This window comes from bacterium, from assembly GCA_021158245.1.
Taxonomy (GTDB): domain Bacteria; phylum Zhuqueibacterota; class QNDG01; order QNDG01; family QNDG01; genus QNDG01.
This window is the reverse complement of the sequence record JAGGVB010000111.1, coordinates 1-5,585: the sequence shown is the minus strand read 5'-3', so window position 1 is coordinate 5,585 and position 5,585 is coordinate 1. Positions and strand designations below refer to the sequence as shown.

7 protein-coding genes are annotated in these 5,585 nt (G+C 37.8%); all 7 read right to left on the bottom strand.

Annotated elements, in window-relative coordinates:
• Positions 1-608, bottom strand: a 608-nt coding sequence (locus tag J7K93_06490) for a hypothetical protein (GenBank protein ID MCD6116642.1), incomplete at its 3' end; no start/stop codon positions are given.
• 5 nt (positions 609-613) lie between these two features.
• On the bottom strand, positions 614-1,438 hold the full coding sequence (locus J7K93_06485; GenBank protein MCD6116641.1) for a hypothetical protein: 825 nt from the start codon (positions 1,436-1,438) through the stop codon (positions 614-616).
• Between the two features lie 28 nt (positions 1,439-1,466).
• Positions 1,467-1,958 carry a hypothetical protein gene (locus J7K93_06480; protein MCD6116640.1) on the bottom strand — a complete coding sequence of 164 codons (492 nt, stop codon included), beginning with the start codon at positions 1,956-1,958 and terminating at the stop codon, positions 1,467-1,469.
• 69 nt (positions 1,959-2,027) lie between these two features.
• Positions 2,028-2,522: a hypothetical protein gene (locus J7K93_06475; GenBank protein ID MCD6116639.1), complete on the bottom strand. Its 495-nt coding sequence runs from the start codon at positions 2,520-2,522 to the stop codon at positions 2,028-2,030.
• Positions 2,523-2,959: 437 nt separating this feature from the next.
• A complete protein-coding gene (locus tag J7K93_06470) occupies positions 2,960-4,381 on the bottom strand; it encodes a B12-binding domain-containing radical SAM protein (protein ID MCD6116638.1) in 1,422 nt (473 codons plus the stop codon).
• A gap of 50 nt (positions 4,382-4,431) precedes the next feature.
• Positions 4,432-4,890 carry an acyl-CoA thioesterase gene (locus tag J7K93_06465; GenBank protein MCD6116637.1) on the bottom strand — a complete coding sequence of 153 codons (459 nt, stop codon included), beginning with the start codon at positions 4,888-4,890 and terminating at the stop codon, positions 4,432-4,434.
• 14 nt (positions 4,891-4,904) lie between these two features.
• Positions 4,905-5,258 (bottom strand): DUF4870 domain-containing protein, encoded by a 354-nt coding sequence (locus J7K93_06460; protein ID MCD6116636.1) that lies wholly within the window; start codon positions 5,256-5,258, stop codon positions 4,905-4,907.
• Positions 5,259-5,585: the final 327 nt, after the last annotated feature.

The window sequence follows — 5,585 nt, the reverse complement described above, 5'->3', positions numbered from 1 at the left end:
CTGTCCGTTTTTACACTTACACGTACCTTGACAGACTGGCCTGAATTAAGCATAATTGAAGAAGGAACGACCTTACACGGATAATTTTTATTTATCCCTACAGAAAAATTAATTTTTGCTTCTAAATTACTTTTATTCGAAACAAGATATGTTATTGAGTAGGGACTTCCGGCAAATATGTATTCAGGAGCATCAAGAGGTGTAATTTCAAGTTTCCTGAATGAAGCGACTCTTACTGTAACAGAATAATTGTCAGAAACTGCTGGATGAGCTCTGTCTGTTACACGGTAATCAATTTTATATATTCCTGATGGAGCATCGTTCGGAACGTACATACTTATAAGCCTGATATCTTGTTCCCCGCCTTCAAGGGTAAATGGATATTCACTCGTTATTAACTTCCACTTTTCAGGCAGGGTTACTACTCCGATTAAATCCCTTGGAGCTGAAGTTTTATTTGTAACCTGGAAAACAACGGTAACTGTCTGGCCCGGCTGAACTTCAAAATGATCATCTTCACCCGGACGCACGGTTATCTCATTGCTCCCAAGGACAAAAGCCGTGGACCATAAAATAAATATAATATACCAATATTTTACATTAAACATATTGATTATTCACCGACCTTTAATGTATAATTGACTCCGAAAAGATCATCGTTTCCGCAGTCTGCAACAATTAGCGCCTTATATGTCCCACCAGGAACTTTGGTAAGGTCAAATTTATGCCTTATAGACGTGCCCGGAAAAACACGCATAACAATTGATGAATATTTGCCCTGCAAAGTGCCTTCATTCTTATACAACTCTACCCATACAAGAGGTTTAAGCCAGAATTCGCCCGTATTCTCAATATCAACCTGAAGAATTTTTTTATCTTTTTCTTTAAGTAATTTTGTACCGACAAATTCAAGTTTCTTTGTACCGCTCGTTCCTGCATTCAATACAATCTGAACGCCATATCGCCATTTAACCTTAACACCAATCTGTTCTTTTGAAATATCCGGATTTAAAAGGTTATCCGGTATAGGTTCAATCATAAACATGGACCAGTATGTACCTGTAAGTGTATCTGCATCAGGAACTGTAATTGTATACATCACTTCAGATGTTGACTTCGCCTCTACTACCAGCCTTGTTGGGCTGTATGTAATCCACTCTGCACATGACCTCGGCATTGTTCCCGGTTCACCGTATACATTGGCGCCATCAGCTCTAAACATATAATCTGTTTTATATATTCTTATTCCTTTTGCTTTATCACCTTCATTCCTTATTACAATCTTTCCATTGTAGGTTTTTCCGGGAACAATTGTCCTTTCATGAGTTAAACCACCTTCTATAAATATTCCTTCAACAGCAAGAAGTGGCTTAACTGAGAAAAACAACGCACATAAAAGCATACTAAATTCTATTTTGTTTACAGTTTTATGCATCATGCTGATTATACTCCCTTTTAAAAACAAATTATAATTCCACAACCGTATAAGTCACAGTTGTCACATACGTACCTGCAGGCACTGCAACTGAAACTCCGCGCAATCTGTATTGAAAACCAATCCATAATCTAAAACTTACTCCTGTAAAAAATATCTGAGTCGAGGTTGTAACTTCCTGATACGAAGTACCGCCTGAAATACTGCCAAAACCAAATCCTCCTGAAGACCTTCTTACATCAAGGTGCATATTATTATTCCATTGCGAATTATCTCTTGAAACATCTACTCCCCAGTACCAGGTCCCAAACCATCCGTACGAAGAATTGCTGATTGTTGCTGAAACCTGGTTCGCAGGGCTTTCATAAGTACTGTTCAAATCGCTGATCATACCGGACTGCATATCAGACTCATCAATAGTTAATTCCCATGATCCGCTTACACTAATATCCTGGGAAAAGAGTGGAAAAGCAACTGTAAATACCGAAGCTGCAATAATAAATTTTAGTCTCCTTCTGTTCACAAATCCCTCAATAGATTTCGGCCGGAACGGATAATATTGAAACTATCCGTCCCGACCTGATAAACCGCATTAATCTGTAATAGTATAAGTAACAGTATGTGTCTCGCCTGCTCCGTTAGGAGCAGCTGATGCTGTCGCGCTTGCTGTATAGGTTAATGTACTACTCCCGATTTCACTCTGTGAACCTGTAATAACACTTTGAGCAGAAGAGCTTGAAAGCGTAATTGTTCCTGCTGATGTTCCAACAGTTGATCCGTCGCTTGCAGCAACTTTAAGTATAATTCCGGATGCATAATCAGCATCCAACTGAGCAGTAATGCGTTTTGCTGTACCTGAATTGGTAATCCACAACAGGCCTGTAGAATTATCAGTATCATCCAGAGGATTCATACTGCCATCAACATCGTTAATTGTCAGGCTTACATTTCCGCCGGTTACAAGAATGTGATTTAAGTCAGCAATAGTAATAGTAACAGTATGGCTGTCATGATCAGCAGCCGTTGCAATACCTGCCATGCCCATAACAAAAACCATAGCAACAAAAATTCCCACAAACTTCTTCATAAAGACCTCCTTTTTATTGATTCGATTCATATTTAATGTCTTTTTCATAGTAACACCTCACCTCCTTTCATAGTGATTATTTTAGTATTGATCTGATTTTTTTTCGATATTCCACTCCTTTGCTCATAAGCATACTCAAATTACATGCCAATTTTTAACAGAAACATTGATTTTGTTACATTTTCGTAACAATTTGCAATACAAAGCAAATCTCTTTCGCACAATATCATTATGTCAACACATTGTTTTTATTGATATTAGCATTATAGATAGATGATTAATCAGATATTTTTTTAAAGTGGGGGAAATATGGGGAATAACTATTTATTCTAATTTGAAATGATAATTATATACCATTTTGAAATTTTAGGCAAGACTTTAATTGCATTATGCATTTACTTGCATTATGCAATTAAAGCAATCATTTCGACTCTGTATTACTTAATAAATCCATTAATTCGCTTTTTCCATACTGCATCAGAAAAGGGATTCTCCCCTTTATTTATCATTGCATTTGCTTCTGCTGCAAGAGTACCTAATTTGATAAATTCATCGCGTTGCATACTGAAATCTGCAGTTGGGAAAATTGAATTGTTTGTTAAAAGAGGATCAACATCTCTTTCTATCATCCCCTGCGAAACCATTTGAGAAAATAGTTCAGTACCGGGAATTGGGGAGAATGCTGCAAGGCTTACCTTTATTCCCTGCCTGAGAATAAAAACCATACTTTCTGCTACTTCAGCAGCTTTCTGCCCTGGAAGGCCCATCATCACATATGCACCGATTTGGCTTCCTGAAAATCCTGCACTTAAGAGAGCATCAACAGAATTAAGTAAATCAAAATCACTCACTTTGTTCATTCTCTGCTGCCAAAACAGATCACTTGTTTCATAACTCAGCCGAATTGTAGAAAATCCGGCTTTTTTCATAAGGGATGCAGTATCTCTTTCAAGTTCACGAGCATGAAGCCCATTGGGAGTATGAAATTTTATTCTGATATTTTTCCGAATAATATAATTTAACAGAGGGATAATATAATCATCTTTTGAAAGCAGCAGAGCATCATCGTAAAAAGCAATATGCGATACACCTGACTCTCTTACAAGTTTTTCTATCTCTCCCGCAACTCTTGCAGGGTCTCTTCTGCTGTATACAGGTTCAAGCAGTTTTGAAGCACAAAAAGGGCATGAATACGGGCAGCCCCGGGAAGAGAGTACTGCTGCAGATTCAAGTTTCTGATACAAATCATAAGCCGGAGACGGCAGGCTGTCCGGAGAACCGTTAAAACATAGTTCCGAGTTGTTCCCTGTAATTTCATCTACTAATTTTAATGCGGGATTTTCACCTGAGCCGGAGATTACAAAATCAGCTCCGCTTCCTTCTTTTGCATGGTTAGTGCAGAGTGTAGCATAAATGCCCCCAAGTACCACAGGTATGCCGGGAAACATTTTGTGCAGAAGCTCAATCATTTCCCATACGCCTGTGTACCAATATGTCATGCCTGATGTTACAAGTATTACATCGGGTACGGGATACTTTTTAAAATTTTTTATTACTGCATCTTTTGGTATACCGTATCTTCCGTAACGCCTTGGTACATGAGCTACTGCATTTGGTTTTGGAATTATCTCTTTAAAAAACTTTCCTGTACCGTCAGGCCTTTTTTTAATTCTCCCTACGGGTACTGCTGCATGCAGTCTGTCCATACAGTCAAATAATGATACTGAGTATCCTCTTGCACGAAGACATGCGCCTACATACAGGAGGCCCAGGGGTTTTAACCAGAAATCATATGCAACAAAATCCGTAATCCAGGGATTTACCAGAAGGACTTTCCCTTTGTCATAAACACCGCCCATATCCGCCTTAATCCAAATTGTTCGGGATATCCAGAAACAATCCGGACAATTTACTTTTCATCCTCTTCTTTGGCCAGAATGGAATACTTTTCTTTAACATTTTGAGGAATCGGAACCGGCTTTTTTATGCGTATATCTATCATGACAAAACGCGCTGCGCCTTTTACAGCTAATGTTTTATCTTTTCGGGACTCAATCTGAAATCCTACATCAACACTCGCTTTGCCTATTTTAATAACCCACGTCTTTACAACACCCACATCACCCATTGCAAGAGCACCCCTGTATTCAATCTCATATTTTCTTGCAAACATTGTGAATCCGAGTTTATTAAATTCATCCATTGACATTTTATAGCACCGCCCCATCTGATCAAATCTCGCTGCAAGAAAATAATCAAGATAAACAGAATGATGGACATGGCCGTTCATATCAATATCTCTCGGCTGAACAGGTATCTCTGTAATAAATACCGCAAAACGTTTCTGTGAGAGCCCTTCCTGAACCATTTATAAAATTTCTCCTACGATATAAAATGAATTGAAAAAGGATATTTGTATTCTTCACCTGCACTTATTTTTACAGATGCCATAATCACAAGCACAAGATCTGCAATCAGGATAATCGGTAAAAGAATAAATCCAATTACAACAAGACAGAGAAGCCCTGACGCAATCATGTATATCAGTACTGAAATCTGGAAATTGACTGATTCCTTGCCGTTTGCATCTATAAGCTCGGAATCATTGCGTTTCATCAGCCAAATAATCAAAGGAAGAATCACACCGCCGAATGGTATGCCTATGAATGTTGCTAATGCGGACAGATGGCAGAACATTGCCCATGTACGCTCATCGTCTGTTTTTTTCTCAACCATAGCATCTCCTTTTTGTTGGTTTTCTTTTCATAATAATATAAAAAATCTGAGAATCTTTTTCAACTTATTTATTCATACTAACTCTTTTAATTATAAAACCATATAATGTTCTATTTAACTGTTTTTTCGTGGGGTGCAAGATAAATTAAGTATGGATAAACTTTTTATTGAAGAATAACTCTTTGGAAATAAATTGGATATGAACTTGCTATATTTTAGTGGACATAGAGTTAAGCACTTTTTATATTATGGAAGAAGGAGGTGTCCACATGACAAAGAGAGCGCGTCGTATTTATACTAAAGAGTTCAAATTGGAATCAATTCAAT